The 17456-nt window shown below is 69.5% G+C and carries 15 protein-coding genes; 9 read left to right on the top strand and 6 right to left on the bottom strand.

Annotated features, from left to right (window positions below; all coding sequences use genetic code 11):
* Positions 1–29 precede the first annotated feature (29 nt).
* Complete coding sequence (locus ON33_RS18105; protein ID WP_040860543.1) at positions 30–1964, bottom strand: glycoside hydrolase family 15 protein; 1935 nt, start codon at positions 1962–1964, stop codon at positions 30–32.
* A gap of 255 nt (positions 1965–2219) precedes the next feature.
* Here ON33_RS18105 and ON33_RS18100 point away from each other — a divergent pair, with 255 nt between their 5' ends.
* Positions 2220–2456 carry a hypothetical protein gene (locus tag ON33_RS18100; protein WP_063711024.1) on the top strand — a complete coding sequence of 79 codons (237 nt, stop codon included), beginning with the start codon at positions 2220–2222 and terminating at the stop codon, positions 2454–2456.
* Positions 2457–2584: 128 nt separating this feature from the next.
* Positions 2585–2833: a hypothetical protein gene (locus ON33_RS18095; RefSeq protein ID WP_040860127.1), complete on the top strand. Its 249-nt coding sequence runs from the start codon at positions 2585–2587 to the stop codon at positions 2831–2833.
* A gap of 3 nt (positions 2834–2836) precedes the next feature.
* On the opposite strand, the gene ON33_RS18090 is transcribed toward ON33_RS18095, so the two are convergent.
* Positions 2837–3880, bottom strand: coding sequence for a M48 family metallopeptidase (locus tag ON33_RS18090; protein WP_040860126.1), 1044 nt, complete (start codon positions 3878–3880; stop codon positions 2837–2839).
* 144 nt (positions 3881–4024) lie between these two features.
* Here ON33_RS18090 and ON33_RS44425 point away from each other — a divergent pair, with 144 nt between their 5' ends.
* The 6 genes from ON33_RS44425 (at position 4025) to ON33_RS18065 (ending at position 9793) form a co-directional block, all read left to right on the top strand.
* On the top strand, positions 4025–4114 hold the full coding sequence (locus ON33_RS44425) for an Ms4533A family Cys-rich leader peptide (RefSeq protein ID WP_373281042.1): 90 nt from the start codon (positions 4025–4027) through the stop codon (positions 4112–4114).
* Between the two features lie 191 nt (positions 4115–4305).
* Entirely contained in the window at positions 4306–5343 is a 1038-nt protein-coding gene (locus ON33_RS18085) for a sulfate ABC transporter substrate-binding protein (protein WP_040860125.1), read from the top strand.
* Positions 5344–5468: 125 nt separating this feature from the next.
* Positions 5469–6278 carry a sulfate ABC transporter permease subunit CysT gene (gene cysT, locus ON33_RS18080; protein ID WP_040860541.1) on the top strand — a complete coding sequence of 270 codons (810 nt, stop codon included), beginning with the start codon at positions 5469–5471 and terminating at the stop codon, positions 6276–6278.
* On the top strand, positions 6279–7088 hold the full coding sequence (gene cysW, locus ON33_RS18075; RefSeq protein ID WP_040860124.1) for a sulfate ABC transporter permease subunit CysW: 810 nt from the start codon (positions 6279–6281) through the stop codon (positions 7086–7088).
* Positions 7085–8080 carry a sulfate/molybdate ABC transporter ATP-binding protein gene (locus tag ON33_RS18070; protein ID WP_040860123.1) on the top strand — a complete coding sequence of 332 codons (996 nt, stop codon included), beginning with the start codon at positions 7085–7087 and terminating at the stop codon, positions 8078–8080. Before cysW ends, ON33_RS18070 begins: the two co-directional genes overlap by 4 nt.
* 150 nt (positions 8081–8230) lie before the next feature.
* Complete coding sequence (locus ON33_RS18065; RefSeq protein WP_051152424.1) at positions 8231–9793, top strand: flavin-containing monooxygenase; 1563 nt, start codon at positions 8231–8233, stop codon at positions 9791–9793.
* 12 nt (positions 9794–9805) lie between these two features.
* On the opposite strand, the gene ON33_RS18060 is transcribed toward ON33_RS18065, so the two are convergent.
* The 3 genes from ON33_RS18060 to ON33_RS18050 form a co-directional block, all read right to left on the bottom strand.
* Positions 9806–12985, bottom strand: a complete 3180-nt coding sequence (locus tag ON33_RS18060; protein ID WP_040860122.1) for an acetyl-CoA carboxylase family protein — start codon at positions 12983–12985, stop codon at positions 9806–9808.
* A 123-nt stretch (positions 12986–13108) separates the two neighbouring features.
* Complete coding sequence (locus ON33_RS18055; RefSeq protein ID WP_040860121.1) at positions 13109–13423, bottom strand: hypothetical protein; 315 nt, start codon at positions 13421–13423, stop codon at positions 13109–13111.
* 229 nt (positions 13424–13652) lie between these two features.
* A complete protein-coding gene (locus tag ON33_RS18050) occupies positions 13653–14753 on the bottom strand; it encodes a CobW family GTP-binding protein (RefSeq protein WP_040860539.1) in 1101 nt (366 codons plus the stop codon).
* Between the two features lie 116 nt (positions 14754–14869).
* Here ON33_RS18050 and ON33_RS18045 point away from each other — a divergent pair, with 116 nt between their 5' ends.
* Positions 14870–16480, top strand: a complete 1611-nt coding sequence (locus tag ON33_RS18045; RefSeq protein WP_245550575.1) for a helix-turn-helix domain-containing protein — start codon at positions 14870–14872, stop codon at positions 16478–16480.
* Here the strand turns inward: ON33_RS18045 and pucL are convergent.
* Positions 16462–17385, bottom strand: coding sequence for a factor-independent urate hydroxylase (gene pucL / locus ON33_RS18040; protein ID WP_040860537.1), 924 nt, complete (start codon positions 17383–17385; stop codon positions 16462–16464). The two genes, ON33_RS18045 and pucL, sit on opposite strands and share 19 nt — an antisense overlap.
* Between the last annotated feature and the right edge of the window lie 71 nt (positions 17386–17456).

Raw genomic sequence — 17456 nt, 5'->3', positions numbered from 1 at the left:
GCGTGCGCGGCCGATTCCCTTGTCCTGGTTCAGCGTCCGGGGTGCGCCGGATGGAACTGTCCGGCGTGATGGGATTCCTCGGCGCGGATCACGTGCATGACCGCGTTGATCAGCGCCAGATGGGTGAACGCCTGCGGGAAGTTGCCCAGGTGCCGTCCGGTCCGCGAGTCGATCTCCTCGGCGTACAGCTTGAGCGGGCTGGCGTAGCCGAGCAGCCGCTCGCACAGCTGCCGGGCGCGTTGCAGCTCACCGATTTCCACCAGCGCCGACACCAGCCAGAACGAGCAGATGGTGAACGAGCCCTCCTCGCCGGGCAGGCCGTCGTCGGTGGTCTCGGTGCGGTAGCGCAGCACCAGGCCGTTCTCGGTGAGGTCGTCGGCGATGGCCAGCACGGTGGCCCGCACCCGGTGATCGGTGGGCGGCAGGAAGCGGGTCAGCACCACCAGCAACAGTGAGGCATCCAGGCTGTCGCTGCCGTAGCTCTGGGTGAACACGCCCTCGGAGTTGACGCCGTTGTCGAGGATGTCGGCCTTGATCTCCTCGCCGATCTCGTGCCACTTCCTGGCGTAGTCGAATTCCCCGTGCAGCTCCGCCAGTTTCGCGCCGCGGTCCAGCGCCACCCAGCACATCACCTTGGAGGAGGTGAAGTGCTGCGGCTCGCCGCGCACCTCCCAGATGCCGCGATCGGGGTGGCGCCAGTTCTCGATCGCCGCCTGCACCTGGCGTTCGAGCATGGGCCACAACGTTTCCGGCACCTGCTGCCGCGACTTCACGTGCAGGTACACGGAATCCAGGATGGTGCCCCAGATGTCGTGCTGGTTCTGGTTGTAGGCGGCGTTGCCGATGCGCACCGGCCGCGCCCCGTCGTAGCCGGACAGGTGGGGGAGTTCGGACTCGGTGATGATGCGCTCCCCGCCGATGCCGTAGAGCACCTGCAGCGACAGCGGGTTGCCGTCGTCGTCGGTGGCGACATCGTGCAGGAAGGCGAAGAAGTCGTCGGCCTCCCGATCCAGGCCGAGGGTGTACAGACCCCACAGGGCGAAGGTGGAGTCGCGCACCCAGGTATAGCGGTAGTCCCAATTGCGTTCGCCGCCAGGGGTTTCCGGCAGCGAGGTGGTGGCCGCGGCCAGCAGCGCGCCGGTGGGCGCGTAGGTCAGGCCCTTGAGGGTCAGAGCGCTGTGCTGCAGGTAGCCGCGCCACGGGTGATCGGGGAAGCGCCCCAGCGTGATCCATTGCCGCCAGCACTCGGTGGTCTGCCACATCTTCTGGGCCGCCTCGGCGAAGGTGCGCGGTGGTGGCAGCTCCGACCAGGACAGGGCCACGAACACCTCGTCGCCCTCCTTCATCCGGGTGCGGGCGCGCGCCTCCCGGCCCTCCAAGCCCAGCCGCAGATCGGTGGTCAGGGTCAGCGGCGGGCAGCCCTCGATATCGCTGGTGGCACTGGCCTGTTCGTACACGTCACCGCTGTAGTGCCAGTTGGCCGGGCCGCGGTGGTAGTCGAAGGCGGGCTCGCAGCTCATCTCCAGCTCGACCACGCCGTTCACACATTTCACCGTGCGCAGCAGCATGTGCTCGGCATCCCAGTCCATGGGGGTGCGCTTGTGACTGCGGCTGCGCGACCGGTTGTTGTGCCAGGGACCCAGCACGAGCGCGTCGCGCACGATGAGCCAGCCGGTCTCGGTCTGCCAGGTGGTCTCCACGATCAGACCGCCGGGCAGATACCGGCGCGCGGCCGGCACCCTGCGACCGTAGGGGCCGATGCGGAAGTGGCCCGCGCTGCGGTCCAGCGTGGCCCCGAAGATGCTCGGGGAGTCCGGCCGCGGGATGCACATCCACTCCACCGAGCCATTGCGGGCGATGAGGCAGTTGGTCTCGCAGTCGGACAGGAAGGCGTAGTCGTCGATGGGGGGAAACACCGACTGGCGCATCGCACCGGCCGCGGTGGGCGGGAAGCTGTCCGCCATCCCGGGGTCCGAGGGGACGATCGGGTCCCGCGGGGCGTCTACCTCGGGTGGATCGTCGTAGTCGGCGGCGGGGTCGAGGCCGATCTCACTACCGAGCGGACGGTCGGCGGATTCCGGTTCGTCGTACGCATCCATACCAATCATGATCGGCCCGCCACGTCTCCCACCGCCACCCTCAACCGAGGCCAGCCGGCCGCTCCCCCTATTCCGCGGCCCGAATCGTCCACCTCCCGCTACTCGGCCTAGGCTGGGGTCGTGCATGCGATCGCAGGATGGTGGGACGGCGTCGAACTCTGGGTGGCCGGCCTGCCCTTCGTTCCCCAGTTCGCGGTGGTGCTGGCCGCCATGGTGCCGGTCTGCCTGGCCATCGCCTATCTGCTCGACCGGGCGCTGCGGGTGGTACTGCGCGTGCTCGGCCGTGATCGGATCGCCGCCCGGGAGGCCACGGTCCCCGTCACGTCGCCGCGTCGCATCCGGAAGGAAGTCGCCTGAGATGCCTCGCTCTCGTGTCCAGCTCGCCTTGATCGCACTTCTTGTTCTCGTAGTCGTCGCCTGGTTGTTCACTCGCTGAGCGAGTTTCGGTACCGCTCGGGCGAATTCTCGGCGTACTGTGCTGACCCATGTCAACCGATGAAGGTCTGGAACTGGTGCTGTCCGAAGAGGACTTCGAGGACGAGCCCCGTCTGATCGCCACCCACTACTGCGGCCCCGACGAGGCCATCGACATGGTGAAGGCCGCCCAGCTGCTGGGTCTGGGCGTGCGCCTCACCAACCGCATCCGCCCTGACGAGGACGATGCCGAGAGCGCCACCGAAGAGTGGATTCTCGACATCCTCGAGACCCCGCCCGTCGTCGAGGGCGACGAGTAACAGTCAGTCGTCCGATCCGCGGATTCGCTTGCCCAGCTTCGACAATGTGTCGCTGACCTCCTGACCCACCGTGCCGACCGCGGCCCCGACATCGCGGCCCAGGTTGCGCACGGTGCGGATCAGGGGGTCCTCGGACTGGTCGAAGGTCTCCCGGTAGGACCGGGCGGCGTGCTTGATCTCCTCGCTGATGCGGGCGTTCTTGTCCTGGTCGCGGCGCGGGTACTGGCCGTCGAGAATCCGGTCGTAGTCGCCGCTCGCGATCCAGCGCCGCAGTTCGGCCGCCCGCAGCACCGAGAACGGATGGGTCTGCAGCTCCAGATTGAGGAGCTTGAGCACGCCGTCGCGCAGATCGCCCGCCCGGTCGTAGTCATCGGCCTGGGCCAGGAAGGCGGCATGGCTCATCTGGTCGACCCGCGAGCCGCCCGCCAGCTTCATGTGCACCCGGACCGAGGCCTCCACGTCCTGTCCGACCAGCAGGCCGGCCCGGTCGCCGGACAGTTCGGACTTGCGGCTCCACTCCAGCAGCGCCGCCACGATGGCCCGTAGAGCCCAGCCGCCCACGGGCATCCAGCCGACATTGGCGGCCATCCGCATCAGGTGCATGAGCATGGTCCGGTAGACGGCGTGCCCGGAGAGCGCGTGCCCGAGCTCGTGGCCGATCGCGAAGCGCAGCTCCTCGTGATCGAGCAGATCCAGCAGGCCGGTGGTCAGCACGATGAAGGGCCGGTCCATGCCGATGGTGAAGGCCGTGGCCTCGGGCTGCTGCAGGACGAACATCTCCGGCGTGCGCTGCGCGTCGAGGATCCGGACCGCGTCCTCGCGCAGTTGATGGATGTTCTTGAACTGGCGCTCGTCCACCCGTACCGCGGTCGCCAGGTACATGAGCCGGTGCTGCCGCTCCTGCAACAACCCGGACAGTGTGCGCAGGAGCATGTCGAAGCCACTCAGCTGCCGCAGCCCGACCAGCGCGGTGCGGTCGGCCGGATGCTCCCAGGCGCGAGTGGAGATGCCGGGGAACTCCCGGCGGAGACGAGCGGGTGTGGTCATGAATTCCCCCGTGTGCGTTCGGCAGGCGACGCGGCGTCGGGCCGCTCGTACAGTCTGCCGCGTCCGTCCAGGGTTGTGCTCGAGTCGATTTCGAACGGCGTCCACAATTCGCGCCCTGACGTGCTGCTCTGCTAAAGTCGCCGGGTGCCGTCGAGTGTTCTGCCCCAGGTCCGCCATGAATTGGCGTTGATCGCTGTGGGCTGCCTCGCGGTCGCGGACATCCACTGTCGCTGATCGCTGATCGGGCACTGCTGCACGTCTGAGTAGACTTGGCGCGCGCATTCTTCGCAGTTCGTGTTCGTCCCCCGGCGGCCCCTCGGGCCGGAGCGCCACCGTCGCCGCGTCCCCGCGTGACGGGTCTACGGCAGTACGTTCATTCCCGCCGGTCGACGTCCATCGGCGGGTCGCCCGAAAGGTCCACGCCGATGTCGCGCAATATCCGTCTCTCTCGCCGATCTACCTTCGCCGTCGCGCTCACCGCGGTCGCGGCCACCGTGCTCACCGCGTGCAGCGGCGGCGCCAGCGACAGCAAGGACAGTGGTCCGGCCAGCGGAGGCGGCGGCAATATCAACCTCTACGCCTACTCGGTGGCGAAGGCCGCCTACGACAAGGTGATTCCGGTCTTCAACAAGACCGACGCCGGCAAGGGCACCCAGTTCCAGGCCTCCTATGGCCCCTCGGGCGATCAGTCCCGGAAGGTGAAGGACGGTGCCGAGGCCGACGTGGTGAGCTTCTCCGTCGAGCCCGACATCACCCGCCTGGTGGACTCCGGTCAGATCGACGCGGGCTGGAACTCTGACGCCAACAAGGGTGTTCCGTTCGGTTCGGTGGTGGCCATCGCGGTCCGCAAGGGCAACCCGAAGGGCATCAAGAACTGGGACGACCTGCTCGCTCCGGGCATCGAGGTCGTCACCCCGAACCCGTTCAGCTCGGGCTCTGCCAAGTGGAACCTACTGGCCCCGTACGCCGCCAAGAGCGAGGGCGGCAAGAATCCGCAGGCCGGACTGGACTACCTGAGCCGGCTGCTCACGCACGTGCACGTGCAGCCGAAGTCGGGCCGCGAGGCCACCGACGCCTTCCTGCAGGGCACCGGCGATGTGCTGATCAGCTACGAGAACGAGGCCATCTTCTCCGAGACCAAGGGCGACCCGATCGAGCACATCGTGCCCGACACCACCTTCCGGATCGACAACCCGGTCGCCGTGCTGAAGAACGCCAAGAACCTGAAGCAGGCCATCGCTTTCCGCGATTTCCTCTACACCAAGGACGCGCAGCAGGCGTTCGCCGAGGCGGGCTTCCGTCCGGTCGATCCGCAGGTGCGGTCGGACCACGCCAAGGACTTCCCGACCCCGCAGAAGCTGTACACCATCGACGACCTGGGTGGCTGGAAGACCGTGGACAAGGAGCTGTTCACGCCGAACACCGGCACGGTGGCCCAGATCTACGACAAGGCCACCAAGTAGCCGGGTGACCTGCGACACAAGTGATACTCGAAACCGTGAGTGACAGCAGTTCGAACGCCGGGATCGATCATGATCCCGGCGTTTCGGTAGACGACACCCCGCGTAAGGCGGCGGGTCCGGGCCGGATCCGTTCCTGGTTCCGGGTCAGCGGGTCGGTGGGCCCGCTCGGCATCGGCACCTCCGTGCTGTGGCTCAGCATCATCGTGCTGCTGCCGCTGGCGGCGCTGACCGTCAAGTCCTTCGAGAACGGCTGGTCCGGGTTCTGGGACGCGGTCACCGCGCCCGGTGCGGTGGACGCCCTGAAGGTGACCGTCCTGGTGTCGGTCGTCGTGACGCTGATCAATGTGGTGATGGGCACGCTCATCGCCTGGGTGCTGGTGCGGGACGAGTTTCCGGGCAAGGGGTTCGTGAACGGGCTCATCGACCTGCCGTTCGCCCTGCCCACCATCGTGGCCAGTATCGTGCTGCTGGCGCTGTACGGTCCGCAGTCGCCGTTCGACATCCACCTCAACGCGACCCAGCCGGGTCTGGTGGTGGCGCTGGCGTTCGTGACGCTGCCGTTCGTGGTGCGGTCGGTGCAGCCGGTGCTGATCGAGGCCGACAAGGATGTGGAGCAGGCGGCCGCGTCACTGGGCGCGGACAACTGGACCACCTTCCGGACCATCATCCTGCCGACGCTGGCCCCGGCCATCGTGAGCGGCTCGGGCCTGGCGTTCGCGCGCGCCATCGGCGAGTACGGCTCGGTGGTGCTGATCGGCGGCGGCATCCCGAAGAAGACGCAGATGGCCTCGCAGTACATCCAGCAGCAGATCGAGGTGGACCGCCCGGTGAACGCCGCCGCGGTCTCGGTGGCGCTGCTGGCCATCTCGCTGATCACCCTGTTCGTCCTGCGGGTCACCTCGGACCGCTTGGCGCGCAAGGAACGGGAGGCGTAGATGAAACTCGGTTTCTGGACCAGGATCTCGCTGCGCACGGTCGCGCTGGCGTATCTGTTCGTGCTGCTGCTGGTGCCGCTGGGCATCATCCTGTGGCGCACCTTCGAGCGCGGTTTCGGCGCGTTCTACGACTCGATCTCCACCCCGGCGGCGATCTCGGCGTTCAATCTGACCCTGACGATCGTCGCGATCGTGGTGCCGGTGAATGTGATCTTCGGTGTGATCATCGCGCTGGCGCTGGTGCGCGGGAAGTTCCCGGGCCGCAATCTGCTGCAGGCCGTGGTGGATCTGCCGATGGCGACTTCGCCGGTGGTGGTGGGTGTTTCGCTGATCCTGCTGTGGGGCGCGAACGGCTGGTTCGGCGGGCTGGACCAGCACGGGCTGAAGATCATCTTCAATCTGCCGGGCATGGTCATCGCCACCATCTTCGTGACGCTGCCGTTCGTGGTGCGCGAGGTGGAGCCGGTGCTGCACGAGATCGGCGACGATCAGGAGCAGGCCGCCGCCACCCTGGGCGCGTCGGGCTGGCAGACGTTCTGGCGCATCACGCTGCCGGCCATCCGCTGGGGCCTGACCTACGGCATCGTGCTGACGGTCGCCCGCGCGCTGGGTGAATTCGGCGCGGTGATCATGGTGTCCACCGGTCTGCCCGGAAAGTCACAGACGCTCACACTGCTGGTGAACGGGCGATACGTGAACGATCACAACACTTTCGGCGCGTACTGCGCGGCGACCCTGCTCATGGGCATCGCCCTCGTTGTTCTTCTGCTCATGACCCTCCTCGAACGCAAGCGGGGCACTGCCAAATGATCACCGTGACCAATGCGAACAAGCGGTACGGCACCTTCGCCGCGCTCGACAATGTCAGCATCGACATTCCCTCGGGTGAGCTGACCGCGCTGCTGGGACCGTCGGGTTCGGGCAAGTCGACGCTGCTGCGCTCGATCGCGGGACTGGAGACGCTCGACGACGGCCTGGTGACCATCGCGGGCCGCGACGTCACCAATGTGTCGCCGCAGAAACGCGATATCGGTTTCGTCTTCCAGCATTACGCCGCGTTCAAGCACATGACGGTGCGCGACAATGTGGCCTTCGGGCTCAAGATCCGCAAGCGGCCCAAGCCGGAGATCAAGAAGAAGGTCGACGACCTGCTCGAGATCGTCGGCCTGGACGGCTTCCAGCACCGGTATCCGGCACAGCTGTCGGGTGGTCAGCGCCAGCGCATGGCCCTGGCCCGGGCGCTCGCGGTGGACCCGCAGGTGCTGCTGCTGGACGAGCCGTTCGGCGCGCTGGACGCGAAAGTCCGTGCGGACCTGCGCACTTGGCTGCGGCGGTTGCACGAGGAGGTACACGTCACCACCGTGCTGGTCACCCACGACCAGGAGGAGGCGCTGGATGTGGCGGACCGCATCGCGGTCATGAACAAGGGCCGCATCGAGCAGGTCGGCAGCCCGGCGGACGTGTACGACAGGCCCGCCAACGAGTTCGTCATGTCGTTCCTGGGCGCGGTGGCCAAGCTGAACGGGCATCTGGTGCGGCCGCACGATATTCGCGTCGGCCGGGATCCGAGCATGGCGCTGGCCGCGCACGAGGGCACCGCGGAATCCGCGGGTGTCACCCGGGCGACGGTGGAGCGGGTGGTGCAGCTCGGGTTCGAGGTGCGGGTGGAGCTGCGCAACGCGGCCACCGGTGATCTGTTCACGGCGCAGGTGACGCGTGGTGACGCCGCAGCGTTGCACCTGGCCGAGGGCGAAACCGTGTACGCGCGGGCCACGCAGATTCCGGAACTCCCGGTCTCGTAAATTCGCCCCATTCAAGCGATTTCGGTGAAAAATCCCGACACGCCCAATTGATTCAAAGATTGGCGAGTCGCCCCGACGCAGGTACGCCGGATCTCGCGCTGCCGTAGCGTGAGCCTCGAAACGTGCAGGTCCAGAGGGGAAACAGCGGACGTGACGAGTGCGGGTGGAAAACGGGCCGGGATCATCGGAGCCGGTATCGCGGGGCTGGTCACCGCGAAAGTGCTGCGAGATGACGGTTTCGAGGTCGTCGTCTTCGACAAGGAGGGCGCGGCGGGTGGGGTGTGGATCGAGGCGCGGACCTATCCGGGCCTGCGCACCAACAACTCCCGCGACACCTACGCCTACTCCGATCACCCGTACCCGGAGTCGGCCGACGTGTTCCCGACCGCCGGGCAGGTGCGTGAGTACCTGACCTCGTATGTGGAGCGCTTCGGACTGTCGCCGCTGCTGCGGCTCTCGACCGAGGTGATCCGGGTGTCCGAGGTGGACGACGGCTTCGAGCTGAAGATCTGCGGTCCGGACGGGGTCGAGGAGCTGCGGTTCGATTTCGTGGTGGTGTGCGCGGGCGTGTTCTCGACGCCGCGGCTGCCCGTCATCGCGGGCGAGGACGAATTCGGCGGTGTGCGGCTGCATTCCAGCCGGGCCACCGACCCCGCGCTGTTCGCCGGCCGGCGGGTGGTGGTCGTCGGGGCCGGGAAGTCGGCGCTGGACTGCGCGGCCTGGGCGGCCGAGCACGGGCGGGAGTGCACGCTGGTATTCCGCCGGCCGCACCCGATGTTGCCGCGGTTCCTGCCGGGCGGGGTGCCGTCGGATCGGATCGTCTTGAACCGCAGCGCCGAAGCCTTCTTCCGGTATCACCGGCAGACCCTGATCGAGCGGTTCCTGCACGGTCCGGGCAAGAAGCTCACCGAGCGGTATTGGCGGGCGATCTCGGCCTACCTTCGGTTGGTGCTGCGATCGCCCAAGATCATGCGCCCCGATGCGCCGCTGCCGGCCGGGATCGAGAATCTGGGTGTCAGCGACGAGTTCTTCCGGATGGCCCGGCGCGGGCGAATCTCCCTGCGGCGCGACACCATCGCCGCGTTTCCCGGGGGTACCGCGATCCAGCTGGCCGGGGGTGGCCGGCTCGACGCCGATGTCGTGGTCTTCGCGACCGGCTGGCGGCAGGAGCTGGAATTCCTGTCGCCGGAGCTGGCGAAGACCGTGCGGGTGGAGGGCCGGTTCCAGCTCTACCGGCACATCCTGCCGCCGACGCTGCCCCGGCTGGGCTTCGTCGGCTACGGCTCCTCCGACGCCTGTCAGCTCAGTGCCGAGGTGTCCGCGCACTGGCTGTCCCAGCATTTCCTGGGTGAGCTCGAGCTACCGGGTGTCGACGCCATGTACCGGGAGATCACGCGCGTCGGCGCCTGGCTGGGCGAGGTCATGCCGGACCGGCCCGAGGGCTATTACGTCGGCCCCTATCTGACCCACCACATCGACGAGTTGATGGGTGACATGGGCCTGCCGGCCCGGCGCACCGACAATTTCGTCACCGAGTATTTCGACACCCTGCTACCCGGCCGGTACGCCGACCTCACCGAGGAACGCCTGCGGGCCCGGCTGTCCGGGACCAAGCGTCGCCGGTATGTGAGCGCCCGACGTTCCCTCGGGGGAGTCGCGGCGCTCACCATGGCCTATGCCTGCTACCGGAAGATCCGGGGCCGGCCGGCGTAGCCGTGCCGGTGCTCAGCGCAGGGTCCGCACCCACCGCCGGGTATCGGCCGGGTCGATGACGTCGTCGAGTTCGAGAACCGTTGCGGCGGTGAGGGCTTTGCCGGCGTCGTAGGCCGCCTGGACCAGCGCGTCGAACGCGGCCTGCCGCTGCACCGGATCCTCGAGGGCGGCCAGCTCCTTGGCGAAGCCGAGCCGGACCGCGCCCTCCAGGCCCATGCCGCCGATTTCGCCGGTGGGCCAGGCGATCACGAAGCGGGGCGCGCGGAAGGAACCGGCCGCCATGGCCTGTGCGCCCAGCCCGTAGCCCTTGCGCAGGATGACGGTGCCGAAGGGCACGTCCAGCGCGGCGGCGTCGATGAACAGGCGGCTGAACTTGGTGACGGTGGCGTGCTCCTCGGCTTCCGGACCGACCATGAAACCCGGTGTGTCGCAGAGCGAGATGATGGGCAGGCCGTGGGCGCCGCAGAGCTGCAGGAAAGCGGACAGTTTGTCGGCCGCCGGCGCGTCGATGGCGCCGCCCAGGTGATGGCAGTCGTTGGCGATGAGACCGAAGGGGCGGCCCTCGACCCGGACCAGGGCGGTGACGATGCCGACGCCCCAGTCCCGCCGCAGTTCCAGCACCGATCCGACATCCACGATGGAGTCGATGGCGGCGCGAATGTCGAAGGCGCGCAACCGGTTCTCGGGCACCACGTGCCGGGCCCGCCGCGGGTCCGGCGCCTCCCACTCGGTCGCCGCCCCCTGGAAGTACGACAGGTAGCGGCGGGCGATATCGACCGCCTCGGCCTCGTCGTCGGCGACGACGTGGACCACGCCGTTGCGGCGTTGCACCTCGATCGGGCCGATGTCCTCGGGCGCGTACACACCCAGCCCGCCGCCCTCGATCATGGCGGGGCCGCCCATACCGATATTGGCATCGGGGGTGGCGATCACGACATCGCACATGCCCAGCAGGGCGGCATTGCCGGCGAAGCAGCGGCCGGAGACGATGCCGATGAGCGGCACCGTGCCCGACAGCGCGCCCATGGCTCGGAAGGTGGTGACGTCCAGTCCGGAGATGCCGCCGTGGTCGGTGTCGCCGGGGCGGCCGCCGCCGCCCTCGGTGAAGAAGACCACCGGAAGCCGTTGCTCACGAGCCAGTTCCAGCATGCGGTCGGTCTTGGCGTGATTGCGCATGCCCTGGGTGCCGGCGAGCACCGTGTAGTCGTAGGACATGACCAGCGCGCGGGTGTGGTCCGGGCCGAAGCGGTCGGCATTGATGGTGGCGACGCCCGCGATCAGGCCGTCGGCGGGGGTGTTGGCGATGAGGTCGTCGAGGCTGCGGCGGCTGCGCTGCGCGGCCACCGCCAGCGCGCCGTATTCGACGAAGCTGTCGGCGTCGACGAGGTCGGTGATGTTCTCGCGGGCGGTGCGGCGGCCCAGCCGATGCCGTTTGGCGACCGCCGTCTCGCGGTGGGCGTCGAGGGTGGTGTCGTGGCGGGCCAGTACCTCGGCGAGGTCGGCGCGCACCGAATCCAGGTCCACCACGGTCGATTCCGCGGCGGGGCCGTCGTGGTCGGCGGCCACCCAGGTGACCAGGATCGTGTGCGGGTCGACGACAGCACCGGGGGCGACCGCGTGGCGCAGTACCCGCAGTGGTTCGGTCGCGCGCAGCACGTGCTGCATCTTCATGGCCTCCAGGACCGCGACCTCGGCGCCGGCGGCGAGGAGGGTGCCGGGCTCGGTGAGCGAGACGACGGTGGCGCCCATCGGGGAGCGCAGCGCCTGCTCGCCGTCCTCCAGGTCCAGGTCGGCCGCGGCGGCGTGCTCGGTCGGTTGCGGCAGCGTCGGATCCTCGAAACTCTCGGCGCGCGAGCGCAACCCGTCGAGCTGCTCTTCGAGCCAATCCGTGGTCACCGGGCCGCTGTCGCTCAGCTCGGCGAGTATCGCGCGCAGCAGGTGCAGGTTGGTGTCGACGCCGCCGATCACGGTCTCGGCCAGCGCGTCCGCGCATCGCCGCAGCGCGGCGCGATGGGTCGGCGCGGACGCGATGATCTTCGCGAGCAGCGAATCGAACTGCACCCCTTGCCGCATTCCCACCTGGGCGGCGGTGTCGACCCGCACGCCCAGTCCGGTCGGGGCGTCGAAGCGGGCGATGACGCCGGTGCTCGGCAGCACCGAGCCGTCGGCGGCGAGCAGTTCGGCATTGACCCGGGCCTGCACCGCGTAGCCGCGGGTCTCGTTCTTGGGCAGGTCGAGTTCGGCCAGGGTGCGGCCCCGCGCCAGCTCCAGTTGCAGCGCGACCAGATCCACGCCGGTGACCGCCTCGGTCACGGTGTGCTCGACCTGCAGGCGCGGATTCACCTCCAGGAACCAGACATTCGTGCCGTCCACCAGGAATTCGACGGTGATGACGCCGCGGCAGCCCACCGCCTCGGCGATCAGGACCGCCTCCCGGTGCACCCGATCCCGCACGGCCGCGGGCAGTTCGGGTGCGGGCGCGATCTCGATGATCTTCTGCCGCCGCCGCTGCACGCTGCAGTCCCGGTCGCCCAGCGCCGCCGCGGCGAACCCGTCGGCGACCACCTGCACCTCGATGTGCCGGGCCCGGGCGACCAGGGCCTCGGCGTAGACGCTGTCGTCGCCGAAGCCGGCCAGGGCCTCGGCCCGGCAGCGTGCCACGATCTCCGGCAGCTGCGCCGGGTCGGTCACGGGCCGCATGCCGCGGCCGCCGCCACCCGCCGCGGCCTTCACCATGACGCCGTCGGGGTGCTCGGCCAGCAGGGCCGCGATCTCGTCCGCCCCGGCGCCGGCCCGGGTCGCGGGCAGGACGGCCGCGCCGGCCCGCTCGGCCGCCTCGCGTGCGGCGACCTTGTCGCCGAAGATCCGCAGCGCCTCCGGTGCGGGCCCCACGAAGGTGAGTCCGGCCGCCGCGCAGGCCGCCGCGAATTCCGCGCTCTCGCTGAGGAATCCGTACCCCGGATGCACCAGCGCGTCCCGTCCGCAGGCCGCCGCGGCCCGCACCACGGACTCGACATCGAGGTATCCGGCCGCGCCGCTGCCCGGCATCATCAATGCCCGGTCGGCCAGCCGTACTGCCAGGCTGCCCGCGTCCTCGGCGGTGTGCAGCACCTCCGTCGGATATCCGAGCTCTCGGGCCGTCCGCACTACCCGGACCGCGACCTCACCTCGATTCGCAACCACAACTCGCACGCCGCCAGGCTAGGGCACGGATCACCGCCGGGTCGATGGCCGTGGCGTCCGTCAGCCGAGTGGGTGGCAAGTCGGGCACGGCGGAGGGACCGGCGGGGGATATGTTCGGGGGATGCATTGGGATCAGATGACGGCCACGCCGGGCGCGCTGCGGACGGCCGCGGCGCGGCTGCGGCGCGGTGTGGGGCAGCTGGAAATCCTGGCGTCGATCATCGAGGCGGCCGACGGACCGTGGCTGGGGGCCATGGATTCCGACGGCCGCGGGACCGCCGAGCTGCGGATGCACCTGGCGGGGAAGTACCGGTTCACGGCGGTGGTGACCAGCGCCGGGAAACTGTCCCTGGCCGAGCTGAATTCGCCGGGCCGGGGCAGGAAGGCCGAGTTGGTGCTGTCCACCAAGGCCGCCCAGCGCAAGGGCTGGGAGACGCCCAAGGACATGCCCAAACCGCAGGAGTGGGTGGACTACGTGGTCGGCTGGGTCCGGGCCGCCAGTGCCGCCGTCGGTCGGCGTGACGTGGTCGAGTGGTTGCTCAGGGGCGCCGATCAGCGGCTGGCCGCCATGAACGACAGCGTCGAGACCATGCGGGCCGCGCTCGCCGAACGCGAGCAGATGCGCGACGAGCTGGCGGCCGAGGTCGCCGAGCTGCGGGCGGAACTGGAGGCCGAATCAGCCCTCGCCGACAAGCGCGTCGTCGTCGGCGACATAGCGCCAGACCGGGAGGAGGGCGTGGTCGTCGAGGGGGTCGCCGGCGAGATGGGCGGTGGCGCGCAGGCGGGCGGTGACGTCGCCGGCGTCGAGGCCGGAGCCGATGAGGACCAGGCTGCTGACCCGGGGCTCGTGGCGGGCCCAGGGGCCGGGCTCGATGGTGATGTGGCGGCCGACCATGTGCAGCACGAACTTTCGCGGGTCGTCGGGGACGGCGAAGGCCAGCACACCCTTGGCGCGGAACAGACCGGCGGGCGGATCCTCCAGTAGCGCGATGAGTTCGCGCGGGTTGAGATCGGTGTCGGAGGTGAAGGAGACGCTGTCGTAGGCGTCGTGCAGGTGGTGGTGGCAGTCCTCGCCGCGGTCGTGGTGCTCGTGGCAGTGGTCGCCGGGCTCCGGGGCCGCGTGCTCGTCGAGCAGTAGTTCGTCGAAGCTGAGCTGTTCGCCGACGCGCGGCCGGTGCGGTTCGCGGGCGGGGACGTCGAACAGCAGGCCCGGGTCGATCCGCCCGTGGCTGGTCGGATACACCGGGACCGGACCGACCAGGCCGGTGATCTCGGACCGCAGCCGCTCCAGCGCGGCCGCGTCGACGCGGTCGGCCTTGTTCAGCACCACCAGGTCGGCCATGCGCAGGTGCGTCGCGAGTTCCGGGTGCAGTTCGCGGCTTTCGGGGAAGTGCTCGGCATCGACCACCTCGACCAGCCCGCCGTACCGGATGCGTGGATTGTCGCTGTTCACCACCATGCGAATGAGATTGCGCGGCTCCGCGAGACCGCTGGCCTCGACCACGATGACGTCGATTTTCTGCTTGGGGTGCGCCAGCCGGTCGAACAGATCGTCCAGCTCACTCACGTCCACCGCGCAGCATACGCATCCGTTGCCCAGCGACACCATGGCATCGACCTGACCGGCCACCAGCATGGCGTCGATATTGACCGCGCCGAAGTCGTTGACCACCACTCCGATTCGCGTGCTCCGGGTCCGCAGCAGCCGGTTGAGCAGCGTCGTCTTCCCGGCGCCGAGGAATCCGGCCACGATCAGGACTGGGATGGGGCGGGTCACGGCGACCACCCTACCGATCGCCGTGAGCCCGCCGCAGCATGGCCGAAACCGGCTGGAAATACCCGCGATCTATCGTGGCGTCCAGTCGGACCGACCACCGGAGGTGCGCTGTGCGGGTGCGCGACATTCTCGATGCGCCGCAGTTGCGCATGCGGCTGCTACACGGTGACGCGAGCGAGCTGGATCGGCCGATCGCCCGGATCTGTGCGACCGATATGCCCGATCCCCGGCCGTTCGTGACCCCGGGCGCGCTGGTCTGCACCGGTCTGGTGTGGCGGCAGGGGGCCGCGGACTCCGACCGCTACGTCGGCCTGCTCGCCGGAGCCGGGGTCGCCGGCGTGGTGGCCGGGCAGGCGCTGCACGGGCAGGTGCCCGAGGACGTGGTCGAGGCCTGCCGGCGGCACGGGCTGCCGCTGCTGTCGTCGCCACAGAGCGTGCCGTTCAGCCGGATCATCGAATACCTGGCCGAACAGGCGGCGGAGGTGCGCTGGCGGCGGGTGCAGTCGCGTGCCGACCGGCAGCGTCGGCTGCTGTCCGCGGTGGCGGCCGGGGCGGCCGTCGAGACCCTGGTCGCGGATTTCGCACGGGAACAGCGTGTTTCGGCCTGGCTGCTGACCTCGATCGGGACCGTCATCGCCGGCACCGAGGACCTGGCGGAGGCGGAGACCGACCGGATTCTCACCACCGCCCTCACCGCGCCCCGCCTGCCCGCCGTCACCGCGGGCGCGATGCGGATCCTCCAGGTGGGCGCGGGCGATCGAATCACCGCCTGGTACCTGGTGATCCGGCCGTCTGCCGCCGAACTGGACCCCTTCGGTGCGGACCTGGCGGCCGTGGCGGAGCTCTACCGCCAGCGCCGCGCCGACCGGCAGCACTTGGATTGGGAACTGGCCGACCGCTTTCCAGCACCGTTCACCGAGCGGCCGAACGGGCCGGAAGCGGCGATCGTCTGCGAACTCCACGCGGCCGCGACGGAGACGGGCGCCGAGCCGGAACCGGACCCGCCGCCGCGCCTGCCGCCCGGCGGCGTCCCGGGCGCGATCGAACGGGCGGGAACGCCGGTCACCGGCGCGGAACCCGTTTCCCCGCAACGGGTTTCGAGCTGGGCGGATTCCGTCGTCGGGTTGATGGCCGTGCGGGGCGCCCTGCACGACGCACTGCCGGGGCTGGTCACCTCGATCGACCGGGAGGGACGCGTCGTGGGTGTGGCCCCGGTCGCCCAGGAGGACATGGCCCGCGCCATCCGGCAGCGCATCGGGCGCATCGCGCCCGCGCTCGGCGAACTTCGGCTGGCCATCGGAGTGAGCGCCCGGCAGCCGGAGGAGACCCTGGCCGGGGCGACCGCGGCGGCGGCGGCCGCCGCCACCGCGGCCGGCGACGACGCGGCTCCGGTGAGCCTGCGCGTCGCCGATATCGATTCGGCCGTCGGCCTGCTCACCGCGGTGCCCGGGAATCTCCAGCGGCGCTTCGCGGAACGCGTGCTCGGTCCGGTGCTGGAGTACGACCGGCGGCACGGGGGCGGACTGCTGGAGACGCTCGAGGTGTATCTCGGGTGTGAAGGCTCGTGGCGGCAGGCGGCGGATCGACTGCATTTGCACCTCAATACCGTTCGCTATCGGATCGGCCGGATCGAGGAGCTCACCGGGCGCGATCTCGGGCGGCTCGACGATCGGCTGGATCTGTACGTGGCGGTGCGCACGCTGGCCGGTCACACCGCGCCGGTGTAGGGATCCCAGGCGGTTCCGGCGTCCGAGGCGCCCTCGCGCAGCACATTCGCCTGGATCAGGCCGTAGGGGCGGTCGTCGGCGTGGAAGACCTCACCCAGGTTCGGCACGCCGAAACGGGCTGTGTCGTAGGCGAAGTGGTGCTTGTTGGGGGCCGACATGCGAATCTCCGCCAGGCACGGATACGCCTCCAGCGCGGCCCGGCCCATCTCGAACAGGGTCTGCTGCAAGGCTTTCGAGTGCAGGGTCGCGAAGGTCTCGACCATGGCGGCGCGGATCCCGTGGTAGGCGGCATCCCAGTTCTCGGGCGGGGTGGCGAAGCGCCAGCGGGCGATCAGGCTGGTGGCCAGGATCCGGTCGTGGGCGGGTTCGAGGACGGTGAACGGGTCTTCGAGGAAACCCGTGAACTCCGAACCCGTGGACTTGAGGATCACCAGGTCCTTGACGCCCCCGATCACCCATTCGCGGCGCTCCGCACCGGTCCCGCTGACGGTGATCGCCGCGATCCGCACCTCCGGCCCCACCCGCGTCCAGGTGTGGTCGTGCCCGCTGCCGCCGACCGGAACCCGTTGCCACGCATACTCTTCGATCTCGAGGCGGGCCGAGTCGACGGGTGCGATGTCGTCGACGAAGTGCCGGGCCAGGGCCAGCCCGTACTCTTCGATGCTGCCGTCGCCGTGGCTCTTGGCGTAGGTGTAGATGGTCTGCTTCTGCGAATCCGTCGGCAGCACCGCGCCCTGGTCGCCGACGGTATGCGCGTCGTCGAACGCGCCGCGAAGGCACGAGGACACGTTCAGGTCCCGGATTCGATGCCGTGCGGTGTCGCGATAGATGCGCACCACCCGGTTCTCGGCCTTGCCGTACTGGTGCGGGCCGAGCACGATCCGGCCGTCGCCTGCTGCACTCATCATCGCCTCCCATGGTCACTGATCACTGTGCCCACTGTCGCGCACCGGACGCGCCGCACCCACTGGTTCGG

This window comes from Nocardia niigatensis NBRC 100131 (assembly GCF_000308655.1).
GTDB classification, from domain to species: Bacteria; Actinomycetota; Actinomycetes; order Mycobacteriales; family Mycobacteriaceae; genus Nocardia; species Nocardia niigatensis.
The sequence above is the reverse complement of the archived record's forward strand: the minus strand, read 5'-3'. Positions and strand labels throughout refer to the sequence as shown.

What these genes read in the sequence shown, in the direction of transcription:
- pucL (WP_040860537.1), bottom strand. Translation starts at nt 17,385, where the DNA reads ATGAGTGCAGCAGGCGACGGCCGGATCGTGCTCGGCCCGCACCAGTAC.
- cysW (WP_040860124.1), top strand. Translation starts at nt 6,279, where the DNA reads ATGAAACTCGGTTTCTGGACCAGGATCTCGCTGCGCACGGTCGCGCTG.
- ON33_RS18105 (WP_040860543.1), bottom strand. Translation starts at nt 1,964, where the DNA reads ATGGCGGACAGCTTCCCGCCCACCGCGGCCGGTGCGATGCGCCAGTCG.
- ON33_RS18095 (WP_040860127.1), top strand. Translation starts at nt 2,585, where the DNA reads ATGTCAACCGATGAAGGTCTGGAACTGGTGCTGTCCGAAGAGGACTTC.
- ON33_RS18055 (WP_040860121.1), bottom strand. Translation starts at nt 13,423, where the DNA reads ATGTCCTTGGGCGTCTCCCAGCCCTTGCGCTGGGCGGCCTTGGTGGAC.
- ON33_RS18085 (WP_040860125.1), top strand. Translation starts at nt 4,306, where the DNA reads ATGTCGCGCAATATCCGTCTCTCTCGCCGATCTACCTTCGCCGTCGCG.
- ON33_RS18070 (WP_040860123.1), top strand. Translation starts at nt 7,085, where the DNA reads ATGATCACCGTGACCAATGCGAACAAGCGGTACGGCACCTTCGCCGCG.
- ON33_RS18090 (WP_040860126.1), bottom strand. Translation starts at nt 3,880, where the DNA reads ATGACCACACCCGCTCGTCTCCGCCGGGAGTTCCCCGGCATCTCCACT.